The organism is Arthrobacter sp. Alg241-R88 (assembly GCF_900537115.1).
Lineage (GTDB): Bacteria > Actinomycetota > Actinomycetes > Actinomycetales > Micrococcaceae > Arthrobacter.
In genome coordinates this window covers 213,383-235,625 of sequence record NZ_UNRG01000001.1, presented here as the reverse complement: position 1 = coordinate 235,625, position 22,243 = coordinate 213,383, and the positions used below count along the sequence as shown (strand labels likewise).

The window sequence follows — 22,243 nt, the reverse complement described above, 5'->3', positions numbered from 1 at the left end:
CGAAAGGATCCACAAATGCAGTACACCCATCTGGGCCGCTCCGGCCTGAAGGTTTCCCGGCTCTGCCTGGGCACCATGAACTTCGGCCCGCAGACGGAGGAGTCCGACGCCCACAGCATCATGGACTCCGCACTGGACCACGGCATCAACTTCTTTGACACTGCCAACGTGTATGGCGGTGCCGGGCACCGCGGCTGGACCGAGGAGATCATCGGCCGCTGGTTCGCAAAGGGCGGCGAGCGCCGCGAGCGCACGGTGCTGGCCACCAAGCTTTACGGAACCATGACGGACCGGCCCAACGAATCAAAGCTGTCCGCGCTGAACATCCGCCGTGCCCTGGATGCGAGCCTGAAGCGCCTGCAGACGGACTACATCGACATCTACCAGTTCCACCACATTGACCGGGACACCCCCTGGGACGAGATCTGGCAGGCCATCGATGTGGCCGTCCAGCAGGGCAAGATCCTGTATTCGGGCAGCAGCAACTTCGCCGGCTGGCACATCGCCCAGGCGCAGGAGGCCGCGCAGCGGCGCAACTACACAGGGCTGGTCAGCGAGCAGTCCATCTACAACCTCTTTATGCGCCAGGTGGAGCTGGAAGTTATTCCGGCGGCCCAGCATTACGGGCTGGGCCTTATCCCTTGGTCGCCGCTGCAGGGCGGACTCCTGGGCGGGGTGCTGAAGAAGGAACGGCAGGGCGTCCGCCGGACCGAGGGCCGTGCAGCCGAGACCCTGAAGAAGCACCAGGACCAGATCCAGCAATACGAGGACTTCGCCGAGGAACTGGGCCAGGAGCCCAGCGACGTCGCCCTCGCCTGGCTGCTGCACCAGCCCGCCGTTACGGCGCCCATCATCGGGCCGAGGACCCAGGAACAGCTCGACGCCGGCATCCGCGCTTTGGACGTCACGCTGGACGCCGATGCGCTCAAGCGCCTCGACGACATCTTCCCCGGCCACCGCACGGCGCCGGAAGACTACGCGTGGTGAACCCACTCGTTCGCGAAGCCGACACGGCGGCGCCGAGGAGCATCCTCTTTATCGGCGGCACCGGGGTCATCAGCGCGGCGGCGGCGGAACGCGCCGTCGCGCTGGGGCACCGGCTGACAATCCTCAACCGGGGCCGGTCCACGAGGCCGGTCCCGGAAGGGGTGGAAACTTTGCGCGCGGACGTTCGGGACGTCTCCGCAGTCCGGGAAGCGCTGGCGGGACGCGGGTTCGATGCTGTCGCAGACTTCATCACCTACAAGCCGGACCAGGCCAAGGCCAGCCTGGACCTGTTCGCCGGATATACCGGTCAGTATGTGTTCATCAGCTCGGCGTCCGCGTACCAGAAGCCCCCAACCCGGCTGCCGATCCGCGAATCCACGCCGCTGAAGAATGCGTTCTGGCAGTACTCCCGGGACAAGATTGCGTGCGAGGAGCTGTTCTACGAGGCTTACCGGGAACAGGACTTCCCGCTCACCGTGGTGCGCCCCTCGCATACCTATGACCGCACCAAGATTGCCATGGTGGGCGGCTGGACAGACATCCACCGAATGCGGTCCAGGCTTCCCGTCATGGTGCATGGGGACGGCACGTCCCTCTGGACCCTCACACACAGCAAGGACTTCGCGAAGGCCTTCGTAGGGCTGCTGGGCAGGCCCCAAGCGATTGGCGAGAGCTACACCATCACCTCTGATGAATACCTGCCCTGGAACCAGATCTACCAACTGTTTGCCCGGGCGGCAGGCGTGCCGGAGCCGGAGCTGGTGCACGTGGCTTCTGAAACCATTGCCGCGCACAGTGACGAACTTGGACCCAACCTGCTGGGCGACCGCTCCCACTCTGTGGTTTTCGACAACACCAAGATCAAGTCCCTGGTGCCGGACTACTGCGCCACCATCCCGTTTGCTGACGGAGCCCGGGAAATCGTGGACTGGTACGACGCCAATCCCGGACTGCAGGTTGTTGACCAGCAGTTTATGGACCTCAGTGACCGGTTGACCGGCTGGGCCCGCCGCGGCGCCTGACCCTCCAGGAGGCCTCGCCCGGCTTTTCCGGGCGGGGCCTCTACAACGTTCTAAATAGCGGGTTTCCAAGCGCGCCGCAAGGGCTTGTTTAACCCACCACCCCCCACTAGGTTACTGGGGAAGCGTTTTCCCAATCTAGAATTGAAAGGATTCATCGATGAATCCGAGCAGGAACTCTGCCCGCCTTCTCTCAGCTGGTGCCTTGGGCCTTGCCCTCACCTTCGGCTGCCTCTCCGCCCCGGCATCCGCCGTCGAACGTTCCCCTAAGCCCGGCACCCCCGGCATCCAGCTTGACCACCTTGACCGCGGCCTGGTGGCCGCCAAAACCTCAGAGGGTGTCTTCCTGAGCTGGCGCCTCCTGGGCCACGAAGCCACCGGATCCTCCGCGACGGGCCTGACCGGCACGGATTTCAACGTCTACCGTGACGGCCAGAAGCTGGCCACGGTCACGGACAGCACCAACTTCCTCGACCCCGCTGGGACAACCGCGTCCGAATACCAGGTGCGGGCCGTCGTCGGCGGCGTTGAACTGGACCGCAGCGCCAGCGCCACTTCCTGGGGCGGCAACTTCAAGGACATCCCGCTCAAGAAGCCCGCCGACGGCGTCACCCCCCACGGGCCAGGCGTACACCTACACCGCAAATGACGCGTCCGTGGGCGATGTGGACGGCGACGGCCAGTACGAGTTCATCGTCAAGTGGGACCCCAACAACTCCAAGGACGTCTCCCAGGTGGGCTACACGGGCAACACCTACGTGGACACGTACAAGGCTGACGGCACCCTCCTCCACCGGATCGACCTCGGCGTGAACATCCGCTCGGGCGCCCACTACACCCAGCTCCTGGTCAACGACTTCGACGGCGACGGCCGTGCGGAGATGATGATGAAGACCGCCCCGGGAACCAAGAGCACCAACTTCAATGCCGACGGCAGCGTTGCCTCGGAAAGCTTCATCACACTGCTGCAGTCCGACATCAACGCCGGTTACGCCCATTCTGACGACTACCGGATGAGCGCCGCTGATTACTACCAGCACATGGTGAAGACGTTCCAGGGCTGGACCGAACATCCGGAAGTGAAGGCCGGCAACTGGCCAGCCACCCTGGAGGAAGCGTTTGGGATCGCCCCGAAGTACCAGTACCCCCTGTCCCAGGCCGACGCCCAAGCACTGACCGACTACTTCATGGACGTCTACGCCCCGGCGCGCAGCGCCCGGAACAACCTGCGCGCCTTCGAGGGCTTCATCGTTTCCGGGCCGGAATACCTCACCGTCTTTGAGGGCGCCACGGGCGAGGAGTTGAAGACGGTCGCCTACGAGCCCGGCAGGCACGACGACGGCCTCATGTGGGGCGATTACGCCATGGCCCGTATCGAACCCGGCAACCGTGTGGACCGCTTCCTCGCCGGCGTCGCCTACCTGGACGGCACCAAGCCGGCAGCCGTGTTCGCCCGTGGCTACTACACGCGCAGCACGCTGGCTGCCTACACCTGGGACGGCTCCAACCTCTCCCCCGTGTGGAACGTGGACTCCGGCTGGACCCCCATGACCAACCCGTTCAACGATTCGCCGCACGGCCGCGACGGGACCGATCCGGAGTTCGGGAAGCTCACCACGCAGGGCTTCCACTCCCTGAGTGCCTCGGACGTGGACGCTGACGGCAAGCAGGAGATCGTCTACGGCTCCGCCACAATCGACGACGACGGGTCGCTTCTCTACAGCTCCTTCGACACCATGCCGGCCGGCAGCGCCACGCCCGGCGAGGAAGCCCGCCTGGGCCACGGCGACGCCATGCACGTCACCGACATTGACCCCGCCCGTCCGGGCAAGGAGATCTTCAGCGTGCACGAGGGCGGCACCTTTGCCCCCTACGGCTATGCCATGCGCGACGCCGCTACCGGCGAGGTGCTGTTCGGCGCCTACTCCGGCAGGGACACCGGTCGCGGCATGATCGGCGACGTAGATAAGACTGTCCCAGGCATCGAGAACTGGGCCATCGGCATGCAGTCAGCCGACGGCCGCAAGCTCTCCTCTTCGGGACCTGGCACCAACATGAACATCAAGTGGGCCGCGGACATGACCACACAGCTCGTCAACGGCTCCAGGGACCAGACGCCCTCGATCGACGACTGGAAGCGCGGCCGGCTCCTTACTGCTACAGGCACCCGCACCAACAACGACACCAAGGGCAACCCGAGCCTGGTGGCGGACGTGGTGGGTGACTGGCGGGAAGAACTGCTGGTAAGGACCGCGGACAGCTCGGCCCTGCGGATGTACCTGAGCACCGAGGTGACAAACCACAAGCTGTACACGCTGATGCACGATCCCCAGTACCGCGCAGAAGTTGCCCGGCAGAACACCGCCTACAACCAGCCGGCCTACACGGACTTCTACCTTGCCTCCGACATGGACTTCGCTGACGTGCCCCTGCGGGCGGCATGGCTGCCGGGCAGCGTGAAGGCGCTGAAGCACGTCCTGGAAGACCTGGTCGAGTCAGGGGACGTCACAGGGCCGGTAGGAAGCCAGCTGGCGGCGAGCATCCAGCAGGCGGCGAAGTCAGTTGAGGACGGCGACGAAGCTCGGGCCGGGCAGGCACTGCAGCGCTTTACGGACTTCCTGGGCCAGCAGAAGGGCCCCGACAAGGTATCGGACACCGCACGCGTGGCCCTGACCTACAACGCCGAAAACATCCTGCGGGCGTTTGGGGACTAGGACGGGCACCACATAAGGGAGAGACTGTTGCAATGACACTTGTACCGCTGATCAAACTCAACGACGGTTACTCCATTCCGCAGGTGGGTCTCGGCACCTGGCCGCTGGACGACGATCAGGCGGCCACCGCCGTCGTACAGGCCCTGGAAGCCGGGTACAGGCACATCGACACGGCCGTAAAGTACGGCAACGAACGGGGCGTGGGCAATGGTATCCGGGCCAGCGGCGTGGCCCGGGAGGAGTTGTTCATCACCACCAAGGTTGACGGCCAGTTCCAAGGCAACGACCGCGCAGTTGAAGGGCTGGACGGGGCGCTGAAGCGGCTGGGGCTCGACTACGTGGACCTGTTCCTGATCCATTGGCCGCTTCCCCAGCGCGATGACTATGTCTCCACCTGGAAGACCTTCGAGCGGCTGCAGGCGGAGGGCAAGGTCCGCTCCATCGGGGTGTCCAACTTCAAGCCCGCCCATTTGGAGCGTCTGATGGCGGAGACAGAGGTAGTGCCCGCGGTGAACCAGATCCAGTTGAACCCTGCCATCACCCGGACGGCAGAACGCGAGTTCCATGACAAGCATGGGATTGTGACCCAGTCCTACAGCCCGCTGGGAGGGGACGGCGCCGGCCTGCTGGGCGCCCCCATTTTGTCGCAACTGGCGGAAAAGCATGGCAAAACGCCCGGCCAACTGGTCCTTCGGTGGCATGTCCAGAACGGAATTGTGACAGTTCCCAAAACGGCGAATCCGGAGCGGATGAGGGAGAACCTGGACATCTTCGATTTCGCCCTGGATGCGCAGGATCTAGCGGAATTGGCCATCCTCGACGAGGGTCCCAACGCGGGCAACGATTCGGACATCACCGGCCACTAATCAGCCCTGAAATGCGGCTTTTCTGGAAAACGGGGTTGGCAAATAGATAGTAAGCATGATTACTATTGAGGCAGAAGGATGAAGTGCTTCCGGGATCCGGAGGCCTCCTTTACTTAGGAAGAGGAACGAAAAATGGGATTTATTGCATTTCTGATTCTCGGACTTATTGCTGGTGCGATCGCTAAGGCGATTCTCCCGGGCCGGCAGGGTGGCGGCTGGATCATCACCCTCGTCCTGGGCGTCGTTGGGGCACTCCTCGGCGGCTGGATCGGCGGAATGATCTTCGGCAGCGGACTGCAGGAGTTCTTCTCCCTGCAGACGTGGCTGCTGGCCATCGGCGGCGCGCTCATCGTGCTGCTGGTGTACGGCATGATCACCAAGCGCGGCGTGCGCAGCTAACTGCCGCGCTAGCCAGGAAAACCGGTCTGGGGACAACATCCCCTGGCCGGTTTTCCCTATCTCCGGCCTCTCTGGCCGGAACTGAAACCTTCTCACGGAGCAGGAGTTCATCATGAAAAACAAACTTCTTTTGGGCGTCGGAATCGCCGCCGGGTACGTTCTTGGGTCGCGGTCCGGCCGGGCAGCCTACGACAAACTCAAGGCCCGGGCCGCCGGCATCTGGGACAGCAAGCCTGTCCAGGACAAGGTGTCCGTGGCCACGGAGGCCATCAAGGAGAAAGCCCCGGAAGTTGCGGATCAGCTAACCGAGGCGGCCCGCCGTGCAGGCACCGTCATCGGCTCCGCGATGCACCGTGACGGCTCGTCCGGGGACAGCAAGTCCTCTTCGTCCGGCGACGCCGCGACATCGGACACCTCCACTGGCACGGCTGGGACTACCGGGACCTCCGGCGGTTTTGGCGCTACCGGCACGGCCGCTACGACGGATACGCTCGGGACATCGGCCACCTTGGGTACAGCCGGTACAACCGGTGCCGCGGGGACGTCCGGAACGCTCAGCGACGCAGAGCTCGGCGAGGACCACATTCCTGCCCACAGCACGCACCCCGAGACCCACAACCTGGGAACCACCAGCGACGAACCGGACTCCAAAGCGTAGTCACGCGCCACCCATTTCGCGGCGGTTCCCCTTGTCCTCCTTTGTGACATGAGGCCGCATCGCTAATGTGCTACAACTGAATGGCTTTGCTGGCCGTCGCGATCCTTGGGGGACGCGGCGGCCAGCGGCGTCTGGCCCACCGACAGTGCGTCCCGTTCTCCCGATCAAGCTGAAACTCCCGCATATCCGGGACGAGGGCGGCTTATCCACATAGCGTCTGTGGCCGGCACTTTTGTCAGTGGTCTTTGGCAGAGTTGTCCTATGGAAGCCAATGGGGAGCAGCTTGCGGAGTACGGCGGTTCTACCTCCGTACTGACGCGGGCTGGCAGCATCTCCTCCCGTGGTTCTAAGGCGTTCGACGGCGACCCCGGACTGGGTTTTGCGGGCCCGCTGCGTGCCGTTCCCGGCCCGGTCGAGGCCGACGCGGCTGAGCCCCTTCCTGCGGCGGGGCATGCATCGGAGATCCTCCCATCGGACGGCCCTCCCAGTCCTGATCAGCCCCTTGTTGCGGAGTCGCTCCCCGCTGACAACCCGTCCGGTGTTGATGCGCCCTTTGCTGCGGCACCCCTCCCGACTGACAACCCGTACTGTCCGCAAGTGCCACTCGGTCTGGAGGAGATCGGCAGACTCCTGGCTGCTGCCGCGGCTGCTGCCCCCACGATTCTCGCGGCCGCTGACTATGTCGAGGCCGCCGATTATGCCGGGAAGGTCGAGGACCTCTCCCGGTCCGTGGAGTACCTGCAGGTCCTGGCCGCCGGGACGGTGGACCGCACCCGCACGCAGGCCATTGCCGCGGCGGACGCCGCCCGGGCAAGCCGCTCCCGGACAGGCAAGGGCTGGGTCACCGGCTGGGACAACGGCGTGGAAATCCTGAACGAAACCGACACCGCCTGGCCCGGAGACTCTGCACCCAACAGTTCACCGGCCAGCGGGTCAGCGGCCAACGGTTCACTGGCCAGCGTGTCAGCCGTGAGAGACTCGCGGACGCAGATCGAGTCGGACAGCTCCCCCGCCCGGGTGGTCACCTCGCCGGCTGATGACGGGTGTGCGAACACCGCAGAGTTCCTGCGGCAGCGGCTGCGGATCGGCAAGAGCGAAGCCCACCGCCGCCTCGCCCTCGCAGCGGACATCCTGCCCACAACTACCCTTACCGGCGACACCGTCCCAGCCACCCGCGAACACCTCGCCGCCGCCCTCACACCCACACCCGCAGCAGCAACCGCCAGCAACCTCCAGGACACAACGGACACCGAGAACACCGCCGAGGACACGGCCACCATCAGCCAGGCCACGACCGGCCCGGTGGTCTCCTCCCGGGCCGGGACCATCATCGCCATGACCCTGAACCGGCTCGGCCACCTCGTCACACCCGAACGGCTGGAGCTGATCGAGGAAAACCTCACCACCACAGCCGCCACCGCCGACCCGGACTTCCTCGTCCGCGTCGCCCGCCGCTGGGCCGACACCATCGACGCCGACGGCACCGAACCCAGCGAAGAAGCCCTCCGCCACACCCAAGGCGCCTTCATCCGCAAACCCCGCCACGGCCTGCACCACATCGAAATCTTCGCCACCACCGACCAGTACGAACACCTCCTCACCGTCATGAACACCGCCACCAACCCCCGCACCACCCCACCCACTACCAGTGCACACGCCGGCACCGGCACTGGCACTGATGCTGGCGCTGCCGCTGGTGATGGCCCTGGCAATGGCGCTGGTACTGATCAGGATTCCTGGCGGGACGGCGACGTGGACCTGGACCGGCGCACCCGGCCGCAGAAACAACTCGAGGGAATCATCGGCGCCGTCAAAACCGCCCTGGCCACCAACACCCTGCCCGCCACCGGCGGCAACCGCCCCCAAATCATCGCCACCATCAACTACCAGGACCTCCTCCCCCACCACACACGCCCCAGTGGTACAGCCCCCGGCACCGGTACTGGGAACTTCGCCTTCACCGGCCCCGTCGCCGCCGCGACAATCCGCAAAATCGCCTGCGACGCCGACATCATCCCCGCCCTCCTCGGCACCCACGGCGAAATCCTGGACCTCGGCCGCAAAACCCGGCTCTTTACCCCCGCCCAACGCCAAGCCCTCAACGCCCGCGACCAAGGCTGCACCTTCCCCAACTGCACCGTCCCCGCCCCCTGGTGCGAAGCCCACCACATCACCTACTGGTCCCGCGGCGGCCCCACCAGCACGGACAACGGCGCGCTCCTCTGCTCCGGCCACCACCACCTGATCCACAAAGAACAATGGACCATCACCATCATCAACAACACCCCCTGGTACACACCCCCAAAACACCTCGACCCACACCAAAAACCCCAACAAAACACCTACTTCAAACCACCACCCCCACCAAGACCCCGGGAATGAACCCGGGCCGCTGGGCCTGATAAGTCGTTCAGCCAACAATCAACCCGCTTCTGCCGCTTCCCGCCGCGGGTGTCGAGGCCGGGAACCTGCAGGATCTTTCCCCTCGGTTGCCGCGTCCACGGTTACTGCACGAGTTACTGCTGTATAGGCTGCACGAGTTACTGCAGGACTTACTGCACGAGTTACTGCACGAGTTACTGCAGGAGTGTCGGCCCCGGTTCTTGGAAAGTTCCGGGCCCACAAGAGATGGCGCTGAACTCCGGAATGCGGACTATGCCCGTGCAGTTCCGACCACAACCGTGCCGTCCAGCTCGTCGGAGTGGACAGTCCGCGCCCCAAGCCCTGCAGCAACCATGATTGCAACGGTTCCAGCGGCTTGGCGCTCACTGGTTTCGATGACGAGGTGGCCAGCTGGATCCAACCATTCTGAAGCTTCTTCGATCACCCGCCGGTGCAGGTCCAGCCCGTCGGGACCACCGTCGAGCGAGATCTGCTGTTCGTAGATCCTGGCTTCAGGCGGCATCGTCGGCAACACGCTAGTGGGCACGTAGGGGGCGTTCGCCACGATGAGCTGCGCTTGCCGCTTGAGCCTGGAAGGAAGTGCAGCATACAAATCACCCTGATGGACGTACCCGCCCAGCGGTGACAAGTTTCGTCGGGCACACTGCACTGCAGCTGAATCAATATCCGCCGAGTGGAGTTCCCTCACGGAAACTCGGGAGGCTAGTCCCAAGCCCACTGCCCCCGATCCGCAACACAGGTCCACAACGACGGCGGATGCCGACGAGCCGGGCGGCGTCAAGCTCTCCCGCAGCAGCGAGGCAGCTTCCGAGACGAGCAGTTCGGTGCGTCGTCGCGGCACAAAAACACCTGGGTCAACGGTTACCCGGAGACCGCAGAATTCCGCCCAGCCCACGATGTATTCAAGGGGTTCACCGGAAACGCGGCGCTCCACCCATTCGAAAAGCTCGGCGGGACTGGACGCTTCCGCCAGGAGCAGCTGCGCCTCGTCTTCGGCGAAGACACAGCCAGCCGCCCGCAGCATGGGCACGAGCTCCGCGAGAGTGGGCGAAGCAAGTGAATCAGCAGCGGGCATACAACGCCTTTCGGTGATCCGGGGCCTTCCCTCTCTACCAGGCCAAGAGGCCCGAACGGCACAATAGGAGCCACCCGAAACGGATGAAGCAGGAATCGGACCCACCTCTTTTCAACCGCAGGAGTCCAATGCTAATCCGCAATTCCCCGGTTTGGTGGGCTTTTCTTGGCAGGATAGAGCTATGACTTCCCCTGGCCCGCACTCCCTGATTTGGATCGGCACCTACACCCCCGACGGCGGCGGACGCGCGGAAGGGATCGGAGCGTTGTCGGCCCGCCCCGACGGCTCGCTCGAATGGTTGGGAACGGCCGTCAAGACCGACTCGCCATCGTTCGTCGCCGTTCACCCCACTTTGCCCGTGGTGTACGCGGTGGCCGAGCAGCGCAAAATGGTCAGGGCCTTTCGCCGCACCGGAGATTTCGGGCTGGAGCCGCTTGGTGACCCGCAACCCTCCGGAGAAGCGACCTGCCACGTTGCGGTCGACCCGCAGGGACGCTTCCTCACCGCCACTTGTTGGGGGGACGGCCAGGTCCTGCTGTACGAATTGGATTCCGACGGCGGCATCACGGCACGCTTCCCAGCGCTGCCCTCGGTGGATCCGCACGCCAGCCAGACCCCGGGCGAGCCCCGGCAGAGCCGTGCCCACGCAAGCCTGATGCTGACGGACGGTCGCATTATGACGACGGATCTGGGCCACGACACCCTCCGGATCTGGAATTATGTGCCCGGGTCGGGCCTAGTGGCGGACCACGAGGTGGCCCTCCCCTTCGGCTGCGGCCCGCGACACCTGGTGCAGCATCCCAGCGGCAACGTGTTTGTGGTGTCTGAATACTCGGTTGAAGTCTTCGTTGTCAGGCCGGAAGCGGGGACGTTCGAACTCGTCTTCCGGGGCCCTGCCACATCAGGCGCCAGCCAGCCGGATGATTCCGCAGCAGAAATCTGCCTCGGCCACGAGGGCAAGCACGTCTATGTGGGCGTGCGCGGCTCCAACCTGGTAAGCGTGCTGGAGGTCGGAGCCGACGGGACGGAACTGGTGCCGGTACACGACTTTCCGAGTGGAGGAAACTGGCCGCGGCATCATCTGGTCAGGGGCCGCTGGCTCCACGTGGCCCACGAACGTTCGGACAACATAGCCACTTTTGAGCTGGACCCCGCCACGGGCTTGCCCATGGCCATGATCCACAACCTGGAGGTGCGCTCCCCCACCGCTTTGGTACCCGCAGGATAAACTTCGGCGGCCCGGGCATCAGGACCGGGAGAGCCCGCTTCATCGCGAACAGCAGACATAGCGCGCAAACCTACAAGCGGCATTTCCTAAACGCTGGAGTTATTCAGTGCAAGCGCTTACAGTTGTGACTTGGTTCACAGGGCCGCTGGGTTGCCCGATGAACCTGGCATCCCCACGCCACCCCCCTTGCCCCGGCAAGCCTGTACAGCAGCGCAGCTACCAGGAAAGGTCTCCTGCCTTGAAATTCCGCACCCCCTCGAGCATGCCCCCAAGCGACAGAACAGGCGTGAGAAAACGCGCCAAGGGAAGCACAACAAAAGACGCAAGAACGAGCACAGAAACAACTTCCACTTCAGCACCTCAACCCCCGGCGTCCCACGCCACCACAGCTAAGACCCTCACAGCTCAGACCACCACAACCCGCACCACCACAGCCCGCACGGCCGGTGCGTTGCTGGCAGCCGCAGTAGCAGCCGCAGTGGCCGTTTCAGCGTCAGCCCTTCCCGCGCAGGCAACTCCCGGCCCTAAGGGCCCAGGCGCAGGGTCGGCCCTGCACAGCCTCCGCGGCCCGGTAACAGACGAAAACTTCTACTTCGTCATGGCCGACCGTTTCAGCAATGGCAGCACGGCCAACGACCAGGGCGGCCTGGGTAACGACCCCATGGTGTCCGGCTTCGACCCCACCAAAAAAGGTTTCTACAATGGCGGTGACCTCGCCGGCCTGCTGGACAAGATCGACTACATCCAGGGCCTGGGTACAACCTCCATCTGGCTGACACCGAGCTTCAAGAACAAGGCCGTACAGCCGGAGGACAAATCGGCCGGGTACCACGGCTACTGGATCACGGACTTCACTCAAATCGATCCACACCTGGGCACCAATGCCGAGCTCAAGGCCCTGATCGACGAAGCCCACAGCCGTGGCATGAAGGTGTATTTCGACATCATCACCAACCACACCGCGGACGTCATCGGCTACGAGGACGCCCCGCGCATGCGCTATGCGTCCAAGGATGAAGTGCCTTACGAGACTGCGGACGGCGAGGCTTTCGACGACAGGGACTACGCGGGCTCGGAAAGCTTTCCCGAACTGGACCCCACCAAGTCGTTCCCCTACGTACCTGTCCTCGAAACCGGCGAAGAAGATCTGAAGGTTCCGGGCTGGCTGAACGATCCCAACCTCTACCACAACCGGGGTGACACCACTTTCGCCGGTGAGGATGCCTACTACGGTGACTTCTTCGGCCTGGATGACCTCTTCACCGAGCACCCCAAGGTGGTGGACGGCATGAAAGAGATCTATACGGCCTGGATCCGCGACTTCGGTGTGGACGGCTTCCGGATCGACACCATGAAGCACGTCAACAACGAGTTCTGGCAGGATTTCGGCCCTGACGTTCTGAACTACGCCAAGGAGCAGGGCAAGGACGAGTTCTTTATGTTCGGCGAGGTCTTTGACACCACCAAGAGCTTCACGTCGCAGTTCACCACCCGCAACCAGATGCAGTCAGTGCTGGACTTCCCCTTCCAGGACGCGGCCCGCAACTTCGCTTCGAAGGGCCAGGACGCACGAAACCTGGAAACCTTCTTCGCCGGCGATGACTGGTATACCGACGCCGACTCCAACGTCTACCAATTGCCCACCTTCCTGGGCAACCACGACATGGGCCGCATCGGCAGCTTCATCGCCACCGACAACCCCGGTTCAACCGACGCGGAGCAGGTGGCCCGCGATCAGCTGGCCCACGAGCTGATGTACTTCTCCCGCGGCAATCCCGTGATCTATTACGGTGACGAACAGGGCTTCACAGGCCCTGGCGGTGACCAGGATGCCCGGCAGACACTCTTCGCCAGCCAGGTGCCGGAATACCTCGACGACAACCTGCTGGGCTCCGACGCCACCCACGCCACGGACAACTTCAACCCCGGGCACCCGCTCTATGCGAAGATCAGCCAGCTCGCAGGCCTGACGAAGGAACACCCTGCACTGCGTGACGGCGCGCACCAGCACCGTTACGCCTCCGAAGGTCAAGGCATCTACGCCTTCTCCCGCACGGACGCCGGAGACCAGCGCGAGTACGTCGTGGCACTGAACAACAGCGAGCAGACGCAGAGCGCAGAGGTGCCAACGTACATCGCCAAGCGCAACTACACCCGCGTTTACGGTGAAGGCGCCAACGAGGCCGCAACCTCCGCGGACGGCAAGCTCGCAGTCACCGTGCCCCCGCTTTCTGCCGTGGTGTACCAGTCGTCCGGCAGGATTCCGCACTCCAAGGCGGCGCCCGCCGTCGTCCTCCAGGAGCCGGCGGCAGCGCAAGGTGACAACGGGCGCCTTAAGGTGACGGCCGACGTCGGAGGCTCCTCGTTCTACCAGGTCACCTTCGAGGCCAAGACGGCAGGCGGCGAATGGCAGCCCATCGGCACCGACGACACGGCGCCGTACCAGGTGTTCCACGACGTGGCGGCGCTGGAGGCCGGCACTGGCGTGGAGTACCGCGCCACGGTGCTGGACAACGGCGGCCACACCGCCACGAGCCAGCCGCGCACGGCCGCGGTTCCCGCCCCGGTCCTCACCCTGCAGAAGCCGGTGGAGGGAAGCAGTGCCAAAGGCCCGGTGGAGCTCAGCGCCACCGTGGACCCGGAAAAGGCCAGCCACGTGGTGTCTTTTGAGCGCAGCGTAGCCGGAGGAGACTGGACCGCCGTCGGAACCGACGATTCGTCGCCCGTCTACTCGGTAAAGGATGACGTGACAGGGCTACCGGACGGCATCAATGTCCGGTACCGCGCTTCCATGACTGGGCCCGGCTTCAACGTGGTCAGCGACGCGCGGACCGTGACAGTCGGTGACGCTCCGCAGCCGGACTCGGTGACGGTGGCCGGATCCATGAACCAGCTGATCGGCTGCACCGAACCGTGGCAGCCATCCTGCGCACAGGCCATGCTGAAGCTGGACCCCGCGGACAAGATCTGGCGCCTGACGGCGGACCTGCCGAAGGGACAATACGAGTACAAGGCCGCGCTCAACGGCACCTGGGATGTGAGCTACGGAGCCGGCGGCTCGGCTGATGGAGGGAACATCGTGCTTGACCACCCCGGTGGGAAGGTGACGTTCCGCTATGACAACAGCACGCACGTCATGAGTGCCGTGTACGCGTCCCAGCAGCCCTCGGCGGTCGCCGTGGCTGGCAGCCTGAACACTGAACTGGGCTGCGCATCGGACTGGGAGCCGGCCTGCGACCAGGCACAACTGGTGCTGGATCCGGCTGACCTCGTATGGAAGCTGACTGTTCCCAACCTTGCGGCCGGCAACTACGACTTCAAGGCAGCTTTGGACCGCTCCTGGGGCGTCAGCTACGGCGCGAACGGCTCGCCAACCGGCGGCGACATTCCGTTCAAGCACGACGGCGGAGCGGTCACCTTCCGCTACGACCACTTCACGCACCTGATCACGGCGGGCTAAAGCTTTCCTGCCACCACAGCAAAGGGCCACCTGCCGCCATCCCGAACCGGGGAAGCGGCAGGTGGCCCCGCTGTTGATGGGGTTATTGTGCCGAAACCGGGGTTTCCCCGCCGGGACGAAGGCCTAGCTTCGCACGGCGTGCCCGAGGCCGGTGATGAGCCTGCGCACGGCGTCCTCTGCAGTGGGCGGAGCCCCAAAGACCTCACTCTGGCGGGTGGTGTCAGCCACGTACCGGCCAGTCTGGAACCACGAAATCATTGCTGCCAGGTCGTTGGCCATGGGGTTCACCGGCCCCAGCACGCGCCCTGCCGCCCGCAGGAGGCCAACCGGAACCGACCGGACGCGCATCTCTTCGCCCGTCAGCCGTTCGGTAAGGTCAGCGAATTCCTGCAGGGAGATGGGCCTGTCCCAGCCGATATCAATGCGCTGGCCCTCCACATCCGGAGCATCCACGGCGGCGGCCAAGTACCCGGCGACGTCCGCGGTGAGCACAAACGTCAGCGGGATTCCTGCCGAGCCGAACCACATGACTTTGTGTTTGCTGACCGGGTCGCCGCCGAAGCGGGTCACTTGATTCAGGAATGCTCCGGGCCGCAGCGCGACAAAGGGGACGCCCAGCGCCTGGAGCCGGTCCTCCATAAGCCTTTTGTGCCAGAAATGCGGGACGCGGGGTGTCTGGTCGCAGGTCAGGATGCTGGTCAGCACAAACCTGCGGACGCCGGTACGCTTCGCCGCTTCAGCAAGGTTCGAATTGCCGACCGTGTCGGTTGCCGGGGTGTCGCCTTTGCGGTGCCGGGTGTAGCCGGCAGCCGTAGTGACAACCGCATCCGCGCCGGCCATGGCGTGCAGCAGCGATTCCTGATCCATCATGTCCCCGCGGGCAATCTCAACACCCGCCGATTCCAGCCGGGAGGCATCGGAGCCGGGGCGCACCAGGGCACGCACCTGCCTTCCCCGGTTGAGCAGTTCCGTCACCACCTGGCCGCCGAGCATGCCGGTGCCGCCTACTACCAGTACTGGTCCCTCACCCATCGTGCTCTCCTGACTGTTGACTTAGCCGCGCAGGGCCTCCTCCACCGCCGCCAGCAGGGAGTTGAACCGTGCATTGGCGGGAAGATCATCCAGGAACACCGGCTTGCCATCCGGCCCGCCGAGCGGTACCTGCCAGTTCGGATACAGTGCTTCGGTGGTGCCGGGCTGGTTCTGGACGCGGCGCTCCCCCACGGCATCTACCAGGGCAACGCCCAGCAGTACCGACGGCGCCTGCGCCAGCAGCAGGTGCAGCGCCTCAATAGTCCGCTCCTCGCTGGCCCCCGGAGCGCCGGAAGCACCATCAGGGAGGTAGCCGCGCTCGCGCACCAGGGCAAGCATCTTCTCCAGGGAGGCGTTGTGCTCGGCCCGCTCCTCCGCCTCGGAGCGCTCAAGGAGGCCCAGGTCGCTGCGCAGCGCCACGTGGTCACCGGCGAGGTACCCGGCGGTGGGCGGAAGGTCGTGGGTGTTCACGCTGGCGAGTGCCTGCGTGCGGTACCTCTCGGGCGCAAGGGGCGAATCGCCGTCGTACTCGAACCAAAGGATGGAAGTGCCCAGGATGCCGCGGGCGGCAAGGTAGTCGCGGACCCAGGGTTCGAACGTGCCCAGGTCCTCGCCGATCACCACTGCCCCGGCACGCTGCGCCTCCAGGGCGAGGATGCCGATCAGCGCTTCATGGTCGTATCTCACGTAGGCGCCGTCGCCCGGGGCGTTGCCGGATGGGATCCACCAGAGCCGGAACAGGCCCAGGATATGGTCCACACGCACGCCGCCGGCATGCCGCAGCACGGTGGCCAGCATGTTGCGGAACGGGATGTAGCCTGCCTCCGCGAGCCGGGCCGGATGCCATGGCGGCTGGCCCCAGTCCTGTCCCTGCTGGTTGTACATGTCCGGCGGCGCACCCACGCTGGTGCCGGGAGCCAGGACGTCGCGGAGCGTCCAGGCGTCGGCACTGCTGTGGTCCACGCCCACCGCCAGGTCGTGGACCACGCCGAGCCGCATCCCGGACCGAAGCGCGGCCCGCTGCGCGTTTTCGAGCTGCTCGTCGCAGATCCACTGCAGCCAGCGGTGGAACCCGATCCTGTCCGCAAGCCTTTCCCGCAGTGCCTCGGTCTGCGGCGTGCCAAGGGCACAGGCGGGGTCCGACCAGAACGGGTCCCCGGCCGGCAGGTCCTCCCGGATCGCGGACCAGAGGGCGAAGTCGTCGAGGCCGCTGCCGGAGATGCGGCAGAATTCGTCGAAGGCAGCCTGCCGGGCGGGTGACCGGCGGGTGTGGTAGAGCATCTCCAGGGCCTGGAGCTTGGCCGCGTAGACGGAATCGCGGTCCAGCCGGGCGCCCTCCTTGTTCAGGGCAGCCACTTCCTCGTGAAGCCTTTCCACTGCGGCACGCTTGCGCGCCTTAAGGTAGGCCAGTTCGGGGATCGCCTCGATGCGGATGTACAGCGGGTTGAAGAACCGCCGGGTGGACGGTGAATACGGCGACGGCTGGACAGGCGGAACCGGCTCGGCAGCGTGCAGCGGATTAACCAAAATATAGTCTGCGCCGTGGGCCGCACTCAGCGCGCCAAGGTCCGCCAGGTCGGAGAAGTCGCCGATGCCCCAGGACCGCTTGGAACGCACGGAGTACAGCTGGGTAGCCAATCCCCAACCGCGGCGGGCTTCCAGCGGTGCGGCGGTGGTCAGCCGGGCGGGCACCACCACCAGGGTTGTGGACGCGGTAGCGCCTTCGGATTCCGCGTGGAGTGTATGCCAGCCCAGCGGCAGGTCCTGGGGAAGGGCGAAGGTGGCACGGCCGGTGGCAACCCCGTCCACATCCCGCGGCTGCACCCAGAGGTCCTGCTGAACGGCATCCCGTGTCCCTGCGCCGCCTTCAAGCGTTATGGTCACCTCTGCAGTGGCTCCATCCCGCAGATGGACCGGGACCTGCGCCGGCTCGCCCTGATGGATAACGACGGCGGGAGGCAGCATGCGCCGCCACGGCGCCAGTTCCGCTTCCGCGAGTGCCGCCTCGATGAGCTGGTTGGTGTGGGCCTGCACCCCCAGGGAGGCCAGGACCTTGATCAGTGTTTCTTCGGCGACACTGTGCGGGAGCCCGTCCCAGCCTTGGAAGGAGGTTCCCACGCCATGCGCGTCCGCCAACTGCTGGAGGAGGTGCGGGTCCACGGCGCCCGTGGCAGCTTCACGGGCAGCGGAGGGAAGGCCGGGCGGATCCGCGGGCATCTGTGATTGCTGTGGGTGCTGCTGGTCTGAAGCCGTCATGCGTGTCCGCCTCGTCTGGTGTGATGTGGCCCGAACTTACAGTGCTGCTTGTTGTACCGGGCGCTTGCACCCCCGCGCACAACCGTTGGTTCAGATTATTGCAGGGCGGCGCAGAGGCGAAACCCGGCATGCCCCGTGGAAGTGGCCCAGGACTCGAAGTGGGTGTTGACCACGCCGATCCCGCCCGGGCCGGGATGTCCGCAGCGGGATGGTCAAGGCATCTCCCCACGCCTGCGCCGCCCGGCCTGCTCCATAAAACGTCATACCCGCCGGCTGCATTACTTCGCGAGTCGAAAAGAGAAGCCCTGAGGCGCGAAACCGCCGCCGCGCCGGCCGATCTGTGTAGCCTCGTGACGATCAAGGGCACGCATCGTGCCGGCAATGACCAGAGGAGACCGGAGATGAGCCTCAGCGAACTGCGGGTGTTCGGGCGATCAGGCACCCCTATCAGCCCGCTGACCCTGGGCACCATGAACTTCGGCGAGGGGGCCGGTGGAGCTCCCGGCGCGCCCACCGGAGCAGAGGAGAGCATCCGCATCATTCAGTCCGCGCTGGACTCCGGCATCACTGCGATAGACACGGCAGATGTGTATTCACAGGGTGAATCGGAGCAAGTGGTGGGGCGTGCACTGCGGGGCCGCCGCGACGACGCCTTCCTCGCCACCAAGTTCCACGGCCAGATGAGCCCGAATCCTGCCCATGCCGGCAATTCCCGGCGCTGGATCACGCAGGCCGTCGAGGGCAGCCTCCGCCGCCTGCAGACCGACCGGATTGACCTGTACCAGGCGCACCGGCCGGACTACAACACCGATGTCCTGGAAACCATCACCACCCTCAATGACCTGATCCGGCAGGGAAAGATCCTCTACTACGGGACCTCGGTGTTCACGCCGGCGCAGCTGGTGGAGGCGCAGTGGCTCGCCACCACCAACCATCTGATTCCGCCGCTCGGGAACCAGGTGCCGTACTCCATGCTGGTGCGCGCCAACGAACGGGACGTGTTCCCGATCGCCCAGCAGTACGGCCTCGGCGTACTGGCGTACGGCCCGTTGGCGGGCGGCTGGTTGTCGGGCAGCTTTGTCCTGGAATCCGGAAAGCCGCCCACCCGCGTGCACTCACTTCCCGGCCGCTACGACATCTCCGGGCCCTCCAGCGAGCGCAAGCTGCACGCGGCGGATGCCCTGGCCCGGCTGGCGGACAAGCTGGAGCTCTCGCTGGTGGACCTCGCCGTCGGCTTCGCCCTGGCGCATCCGGCCATCAGCAGCGTAATTATCGGGCCGCGCAGCGAAGATCACCTTGCGGCGTACCTGCGGGCGGCCGAAGTCAGGCTGGGCGAGTCGGTTTTGGACGCGATCGATGACGTTGTACCGCCCGGCACCAACTTCGTGGAGCGGGACGCCGGCGCCATCGTCCCCTCCCTTGAGTTCGCGGAACTCCGACGGCGTTAGGCCAGTCCCGCCGTCGTCCTGCCTCCTGCTGCCGGAGCCCCGGCTGCGGCTCCTTGCTGCGGATGCTCCTACTGAGGAGATGCCCGCGTGCCTATCATGGCTGCCGTGGGCGTTCTTTTTACGGTGGGGCACGGGACAGCCTCCCAGGCTGACTTCGAGGAGCTGCTGAAAAGCGCCGGCGTGACATCCCTTGTGGACGTGCGCATCGGGCCCGGCAGCCGCAAGCACCCCCACTTTGGCAAGGACAGCATGGTCGCCTGGCTGCCGGAAGCCGGCATCAGTTACCGGTGGGAGCAGCGCCTGGGCGGTTTCCGCAAGCTTCCGCTGGAATCACCGGACACGGCCCTCCGCAACGATTCTTTCCGGGCCTACGCCGCCTACATGCGCACCGGGGAGTTCGAAGCGGCCGCGGAACGCCTGATGGCAGACGCACAGGGTCAACCCACTGCGATCATGTGCAGCGAAACCCTCTGGTGGAGATGCCACCGAAGGCTCATCGCCGACCACTGCGTCCTCCTGGCCGGAATTCCCGTGGAACATCTGATGCCCCGCTCCCGGCCCATCACCCATGTCCCGACTCAAGGCGTCAGGGTGCTGGGAAGTTCACTGAGATATGACGTCACGGGATAAGCCGCCACAACCGGGGAAACCTAACCCTTGACTCAACAGGACAAGAATTCTACGGTCTATATCGATACTCCCGACTTAGATTTCAAGGGCGTCCAATGCCAATGTCCGAAGAGGAGCGGAGGCTCCTCAAGGAGCTGGAGCTCGGGCTGATCGCCGACGATCCCCACCTCGCCATGGAACTGCTGTCCGGCTACCCCTCCCGCCGGTTCAGTGCAGGTTTCTACTACGGTTCAGCCGCGGGCCTGCTCGGCCTTGTGCTCTTCATCGCGGGAGCCAGCGGCCAGGTCATCGGTGTAGCTGTCTCGGGGCTGTTCCTGATGGTTTTGGGGGCTTACCTCGCGCTGAACAAGCATCCCCTCGGTCGCCGCCGCCGTCGCGGGCAGCCCACGTAGCCCTGGGCCGTTCAGCCTCTGTTGCCACTGTGGTGAAGCACGCGGGACCAGGAAGAACAGGCCCGCCAGGACGGTGGCGGCTCCGATCCAGCCCGCTGCCGGCAACCGTTCCCCCACTACCAGGACAGCCAATACCGCTGCCACCACAGTTTCCACCAAGGAAAGACCTGTCGCGGTGCTGGCGCGCACCCGCGCCAGGCCCCACCCGAACAGGACGTACCCGGCGAACATCGGCACGAGCGCCATGTACGCCCCGACCGTGAAGTTCGTCCAGGTCTCAAGGAGCGGGCGGCCGGTGAAAAGGAGGAGAGGCATCAGCAGGACACCGCCCACGCCAAACACTGTGCCCATGGCGGCCCGGGAGGACACGCCACCGCCGATGAGGCGGTGGGCCGCCCACGAGTACAGCGCGTAGGTCGTCCCTGCGACCAGGCCCAGGGCTATTCCCGCCGCGCTGGCCCAGGACGTGCCGGCCCAGGACTCAGCGGACGCCGCCGCGGGACGTGCGCCCCCGCCGTCGGACTGGTGACCGGCAAAAGACAACAGCACGGCGCCGCCCACGGTGATCAGCGCCCCGACCATCCACCGGCAGGTGAGTGGCTTCTGGTCAACAAGGCGCTCGATGACCGCGGCTGCCACCGGGGCGGAGCCGATGGACACCACCGTTCCCACGGCCACGCCGGCAAGATGCATTGAGGTGTAAAAGGCCAGGGGATATACCGCAACCGCCAACGCCCCAAGGGACAGCAACGGCCATCGCTTCACTAGGAGTCGCCACTGCGCGCTGATGGGATGGGCCGCGTACAGGGCCTGCAGCAACCCGCCCACTCCCATCGCAACCGCACCGATGGCCAACGGGCTGACGGCGGGGGCAAAGGTGGCTGCAGTTCCTGTGGTGCCCCACAGCACCGACGCGGCGAGCACAAAAACAGCGCCCCGGAACGGACCGGACGCGAGGCCGGTTGAAACAGTCACAGCTCGTCCAGCAACTGCGCGGCAATGGTTCGGCCTTGGAGGAGCCGGGCGTCCCCACCCTCGAGTCCTGCGCGGACCATGGCACCTTCCAGCAGGAAGGCCAGATGGCTGGCCAGCCTCCTACGGGGTTCTTCCTGGCCCGGGAGCAGCTCCGCCAGATGCGCGGCGAGGAGGTCCTCCACTTCTTCCTTGTGCCGCCGTACCGCCATCCGCCCTGGGCTGCCTGCCGGCAGTTCCGCGGCTGCATTGAGTAGTCCGCACCCCCGGAATCCATGTTCGTATGCAAAGCGGGCATGATCGAGGTAGGCGTCAAAGATGGCCAGCACGCGCTCCCTCGGCCCTCGCGCGAGGTCCGCGCGCTTCCGGTAGAGGCCAAGCCATTCCTCGTGCCGGAACTCCAGGTATGCGCCCACCAGGTCCGCTTTGGAAGCGAAATTGTTGTAAAGACTCTTTTTTGCCACCCCCGCCGCGGCAGTGATGGCATCAATGCCCGTGGCTCCGACCCCTTGGGCGTAGAAGAGCCGTGCCGCTGCCGTCAGCAAGAGTTCGCGGGCAGACTTCCTTGGCGGCACAGACACATCAGGCGGGGTCACTGGCGCTCCTTGTTTTGAGGTGTAGGTAGACCAGTCTACCTACACCTCCAGGACGTCTTTCGACATTGCCCGGATGCCAGTAGGAAGAGGCCCGGCGACGGCGTAACC

Annotated in this window: 15 protein-coding genes and 2 pseudogenes; 12 read left to right on the top strand and 5 right to left on the bottom strand. The window is 65.3% G+C overall.

Annotated elements, in window-relative coordinates; translation table 11 throughout:
• Positions 1–15: 15 nt before the first annotated feature.
• The 7 genes and pseudogenes from G6R19_RS01065 (at position 16) to G6R19_RS01035 (ending at position 9,025) form a co-directional block, all read left to right on the top strand.
• A complete protein-coding gene (locus G6R19_RS01065) occupies positions 16–987 on the top strand; it encodes an aldo/keto reductase (RefSeq protein WP_163161491.1) in 972 nt (323 codons plus the stop codon).
• Positions 981–2,009, top strand: a complete 1,029-nt coding sequence (locus G6R19_RS01060) for an NAD-dependent epimerase/dehydratase family protein (RefSeq protein ID WP_163161489.1) — start codon at positions 981–983, stop codon at positions 2,007–2,009. Before G6R19_RS01065 ends, G6R19_RS01060 begins: the two co-directional genes overlap by 7 nt.
• A 157-nt stretch (positions 2,010–2,166) precedes the next feature.
• Positions 2,167–4,720: pseudogene (locus tag G6R19_RS20510) on the top strand (rhamnogalacturonan lyase).
• 32 nt (positions 4,721–4,752) lie between these two features.
• On the top strand, positions 4,753–5,586 hold the full coding sequence (locus G6R19_RS01050; protein WP_163161487.1) for an aldo/keto reductase: 834 nt from the start codon (positions 4,753–4,755) through the stop codon (positions 5,584–5,586).
• 132 nt (positions 5,587–5,718) lie between these two features.
• Positions 5,719–5,985 (top strand): GlsB/YeaQ/YmgE family stress response membrane protein, encoded by a 267-nt coding sequence (locus G6R19_RS01045; protein WP_163161485.1) that lies wholly within the window; start codon positions 5,719–5,721, stop codon positions 5,983–5,985.
• A 112-nt stretch (positions 5,986–6,097) separates the two neighbouring features.
• Positions 6,098–6,643, top strand: a complete 546-nt coding sequence (locus G6R19_RS01040; protein ID WP_163161483.1) for a hypothetical protein — start codon at positions 6,098–6,100, stop codon at positions 6,641–6,643.
• Between the two features lie 261 nt (positions 6,644–6,904).
• Positions 6,905–9,025: an HNH endonuclease signature motif containing protein gene (locus G6R19_RS01035; RefSeq protein WP_163161481.1), complete on the top strand. Its 2,121-nt coding sequence runs from the start codon at positions 6,905–6,907 to the stop codon at positions 9,023–9,025.
• Positions 9,026–9,296: 271 nt separating this feature from the next.
• On the opposite strand, the gene G6R19_RS01030 is transcribed toward G6R19_RS01035, so the two are convergent.
• Positions 9,297–10,121: a putative protein N(5)-glutamine methyltransferase gene (locus G6R19_RS01030; RefSeq protein WP_163161479.1), complete on the bottom strand. Its 825-nt coding sequence runs from the start codon at positions 10,119–10,121 to the stop codon at positions 9,297–9,299.
• A gap of 181 nt (positions 10,122–10,302) precedes the next feature.
• Between G6R19_RS01030 and G6R19_RS01025 the strand changes: the two genes are divergently transcribed.
• Positions 10,303–11,349, top strand: coding sequence for a beta-propeller fold lactonase family protein (locus tag G6R19_RS01025; RefSeq protein ID WP_163161477.1), 1,047 nt, complete (start codon positions 10,303–10,305; stop codon positions 11,347–11,349).
• 478 nt (positions 11,350–11,827) lie between these two features.
• Positions 11,828–14,809 carry an alpha-amylase family glycosyl hydrolase gene (locus G6R19_RS01020; protein ID WP_346010070.1) on the top strand — a complete coding sequence of 994 codons (2,982 nt, stop codon included), beginning with the start codon at positions 11,828–11,830 and terminating at the stop codon, positions 14,807–14,809.
• A 123-nt stretch (positions 14,810–14,932) separates the two neighbouring features.
• Here G6R19_RS01020 and G6R19_RS01015 read toward each other — a convergent pair whose 3' ends face one another.
• Positions 14,933–15,841: an SDR family oxidoreductase gene (locus tag G6R19_RS01015; RefSeq protein WP_163161475.1), complete on the bottom strand. Its 909-nt coding sequence runs from the start codon at positions 15,839–15,841 to the stop codon at positions 14,933–14,935.
• Positions 15,842–15,862: 21 nt separating this feature from the next.
• Complete coding sequence (malQ, locus tag G6R19_RS01010; protein WP_240341714.1) at positions 15,863–18,097, bottom strand: 4-alpha-glucanotransferase; 2,235 nt, start codon at positions 18,095–18,097, stop codon at positions 15,863–15,865.
• Between the two features lie 401 nt (positions 18,098–18,498).
• Here malQ and G6R19_RS01005 point away from each other — a divergent pair, with 401 nt between their 5' ends.
• The 3 genes and pseudogenes from G6R19_RS01005 to G6R19_RS20310 all read left to right on the top strand — a co-directional run.
• The gene (locus G6R19_RS01005; protein WP_163161473.1) at positions 18,499–19,545 is read left to right on the top strand and encodes an aldo/keto reductase; all 1,047 of its coding nucleotides are present in this window, start codon (positions 18,499–18,501) and stop codon (positions 19,543–19,545) included.
• A gap of 96 nt (positions 19,546–19,641) precedes the next feature.
• Positions 19,642–20,175 (top strand): DUF488 domain-containing protein, encoded by a 534-nt coding sequence (locus tag G6R19_RS01000; RefSeq protein WP_163162817.1) that lies wholly within the window; start codon positions 19,642–19,644, stop codon positions 20,173–20,175.
• A 95-nt stretch (positions 20,176–20,270) separates the two neighbouring features.
• Positions 20,271–20,450: pseudogene (locus G6R19_RS20310) on the top strand (DUF3040 domain-containing protein); the annotation flags it as partial.
• On the opposite strand, the gene G6R19_RS00990 reads toward G6R19_RS20310, so the two are convergent.
• Positions 20,406–21,542: a DMT family transporter gene (locus tag G6R19_RS00990; protein WP_240341713.1), complete on the bottom strand. Its 1,137-nt coding sequence runs from the start codon at positions 21,540–21,542 to the stop codon at positions 20,406–20,408. The pseudogene G6R19_RS20310 and the gene G6R19_RS00990 sit on opposite strands and share 45 nt — an antisense overlap.
• Entirely contained in the window at positions 21,539–22,135 is a 597-nt protein-coding gene (locus G6R19_RS00985; RefSeq protein ID WP_163161469.1) for a TetR/AcrR family transcriptional regulator, read from the bottom strand. Before G6R19_RS00985 ends, G6R19_RS00990 begins: the two co-directional genes overlap by 4 nt.
• Between the last annotated feature and the right edge of the window lie 108 nt (positions 22,136–22,243).